At 43.5% G+C, this 3237-nt stretch carries 3 protein-coding genes; 2 read left to right on the top strand and 1 reads right to left on the bottom strand.

Annotation, left to right across the window (positions count from 1 at the left end):
* Positions 1-648 (top strand): LysM peptidoglycan-binding domain-containing protein (locus V5N63_RS10245; RefSeq protein ID WP_332033862.1); only part of this gene is annotated, 648 nt, incomplete at its 5' end.
* An 18-nt stretch (positions 649-666) separates the two neighbouring features.
* Complete coding sequence (gene hemL, locus V5N63_RS10240) at positions 667-1950, top strand: glutamate-1-semialdehyde 2,1-aminomutase (RefSeq protein ID WP_332033861.1); 1284 nt, start codon at positions 667-669, stop codon at positions 1948-1950.
* A gap of 316 nt (positions 1951-2266) precedes the next feature.
* On the opposite strand, the gene V5N63_RS10235 is transcribed toward hemL, so the two are convergent.
* Positions 2267-3237 (bottom strand): NADH:flavin oxidoreductase/NADH oxidase (locus tag V5N63_RS10235; protein ID WP_332033860.1); only part of this gene is annotated, 971 nt, incomplete at its 5' end.

The raw sequence follows: 3237 nt of genomic DNA, 5'->3' as shown, positions 1-3237 counted from the left end.
CATGGACTGAAAAAAGCCGGATATGCCACCAACCCGCGCTACGCTTACATCTTAATCGACAAGATTGAAAAAAACAGACTTTATGAATTCGATAATACCAATTCAAAAGAAGTTCTGTACACGGTTCTGAAACTGTATCCGGGACTGCGTGATGATAAAATCTTCATGGCGCAGCTCGATCAGAGTAAAGCTTCGTCCAAACCAGTGACTGTAAAAGTTCCGTACGAACAGACTTCTTATGCAAAACAGCAGGAGAAGGTTGAAAAAATTAAAACAAGGGCAGAAGTCCTCACCTCAATTCTGGTGAAAAACCATCCGAACGGCGGCAAGAAATTCGTGATTATTCCTGAAGATGCCGATTTAAGCCTTGTGTCAAAGAAATTCGGGATCCCTGAAAGTAAACTCATGAAATGGAACGAATTAGACGGTACCCAGCTGCGCAAAAACGATGTTCTTTTCTTGGAATCCAAATCTTCCAGCGGAAATGTGGCAAGCTACAAGGCAAAGGTAGGAGAATCCATGCATGATGTTTCACAGAAATTCGGCATTAAACTCAGCAAACTCTATTCAAAAAACAGAATGGCGTACGGCGAACAGCCCAAAGCCGGACAACTCATCTACCTTCAGGAGAAAAAACCCAGAAGCTAATTAACACCCAACAAAAAAATGTTATACCAAAGAAGTTCAGCTTTATTCGATGAAGCGTACAAGTATATTCCCGGTGGCGTGAATTCGCCCGTGCGTGCGTTCAAATCTGTAGGCGGCGTTCCTGTTTTCATGAAATCGGCGAAAGGCGCGTACATGACCGACGCTGATGACAATGTTTATATTGACTACATCAATTCTTGGGGGCCGGCCATCCTCGGGCACACGCATCCGGAAGTGCTGGAAGCCATCAAGAAGCAGGCAGAAAAAGGTTTTTCCTACGGAACCCCTTCCGAACTGGAAACCGAAATCGCAAGATTAATTGTAGAAAACGTTCCGAATATCGACCAGATCAGAATGGTTTCTTCGGGTACTGAAGCCTGTATGAGTGCTATCAGACTGGCGAGAGGTTTTACAGGGAGAGATAAGATCATCAAGTTCGAAGGCTGTTATCATGGACATTCCGATTCTTTTTTAATTAAAGCAGGAAGCGGCGCTGCAACTTTCGGAAACCCGAATTCTCCGGGTGTCACAGCGGGAACTGCAAAGGATACTTTGCTCGCCAGATATAATGATATTGAACAGGTTAAAGATCTGTTCCGACACAATCAGGGCGAAATTGCCGCAATCATTGTGGAACCGGTTGCCGGGAATATGGGCTGCGTGTTACCTGAAAACAATTTCCTGCAGAACCTGAGAAAACTCTGTGACGAAAACGGTGCTTTGCTGATTTTCGATGAAGTGATGACCGGCTTCCGTTTAGGTTTTGGCGGTGCTCAGGAAGTATATAACGTGAAAGCCGACCTGGTGACTTACGGAAAAGTAATCGGCGGTGGACTGCCGGTTGGAGCTTTCGCAGGACGAAACGAAATTATGAATCACCTTGCTCCGAAAGGCGCGGTATATCAGGCCGGAACTTTGAGCGGAAATCCACTCGCGATGCGTGCCGGACTTACCACGCTGGAACTCATCAGAAAAGATGGAAATTTTTATCAGAACATCAATAAAACCACAGAAACCCTGGATTTCGAGATTGGCAAAATCCTGAATTCTAAAAATATTGAGCACCGGATTAACCGGAAAGGCTCCATGATGAGCATCTTTTTCCATATCAATACGGTTTCTAATTTTGATGAAGCGGCGCAGGCAAACCATTCGCTCTTTAATAATTTCTTCCATCAGCTGCTTGCCAATGGAATTTACCTTCCGCCGAGCGGATACGAAACCTGGTTTATTTCCGATGCAATCAAGGAAAAAGAAATCGACCGTACTTTGGAAGTCATCAGAAAATTTGAGTATTCTTAAATTAAAAAAGGAGTAATAAAAATATCAGTTTGCCGTTATCTGATAAAAATTAAGAAGCGATGAAAAAGAAAATCCTAAACATATTAGGCATTTCATGGATTGTGACGACAGTCGGTGTTGTTATGGACGGAGATCCTACAGTACCAGGTGTACTATTAAGGCTTAGTGAGTTTTTTCTTATGTTCGGAATTGTATTCTTAATTCTGTCCGTTTTTTATTTCGGAAGTCTGTTTGTTAAAAGCAGTTTTCGAAAACTGATCAAGTGAAACATATATAAACAAAAAGCCAACTGCGAGCGTTGGCTTTTTTATTTCAATTATGGTCTGGCTCTTTCATATTGTGGCGGGAAAAAGCAATGGTCGTTATTTTTAAAAGAACCCCGAACTGGCAGGTAAGGGTTTCTAAGAATTTCGCGGGCGACAAAAATCAGATCAGCTTGTTTATTCTGTAAAATTTCCTCAGCTTGTCTTGCTGTTTTTATTAATCCCACAGCACCGGTTGCAATTTCCGCTTTTCTTCTAATGGCTTCTGCTAATGGAACCTGGTAGCCATCAAACAAAGTGATTTTCGCTCCGTGAATATTTCCGCCACTTGAAACGTCGATCAGATCGACATTGTTTTCTTTTAAAATTTTGGCAAGCCTTACGCTTTCTTCAATATTCCAGCCGTTTTCAGCGTATTCAGTTCCCGAAATTCTTACCAACAGCGGATGGTTTTCATCCAGAACTTCATTTACCGCTTTCACGATTTCCAGCAAAAAACGGATTCGGTTTTCGAAACTTCCGCCGTACGCATCAGTTCTGGTATTCGATAAAGGCGACAGAAACTGGTGAATCAGATAACCGTGAGCCGCGTGAAGTTCAATCAAATCAAAACCTGCATCGATGGCGCGTTTTGCAGCTTCTTTAAACCGCTGCACAAGGGTTTCGATTTCTTCTTTTGAAAGTTCGTGCGGAATCCTTTCAGCTGCTTCATAAGGAATCGGCGATGGAGCCACGGTTTCCCAGCCTTCTTCCAAAGAAATCTGTTTTCCGTTCCATGTAGAGGCCTTTCTTCCGGCATGCGCAAGCTGGATTCCGATTTTGCTTTCTGAGTTTTCATGCACAATTTTCACAATTTTCGAAAGCGCCTCCGCCTGTTCCTCATTCCAGATTCCCATACATCTATTGGTAATGCGGCCTTCGGGCACAACGCCGGTAGCTTCTACAATGATGAGTCCGGTTCCGCCCTGTGCGCGGCTGGCATAGTGCAGAAAGTGAAAATCATTGGCCATTCCGTTTTCGCAGG

It is taken from the genome of Kaistella sp. (assembly GCF_032060305.1).
Lineage (GTDB): Bacteria > Bacteroidota > Bacteroidia > Flavobacteriales > Weeksellaceae > Kaistella > Kaistella yananensis.
This window is presented reverse-complemented; position numbering and strand designations above follow the sequence as displayed.

Bases quoted from the DNA above. Each gene is read 5' to 3' on its own strand.
- hemL (WP_332033861.1), top strand. From the start codon at position 667: ATGTTATACCAAAGAAGTTCAGCTTTATTCGATGAAGCGTACAAGTAT.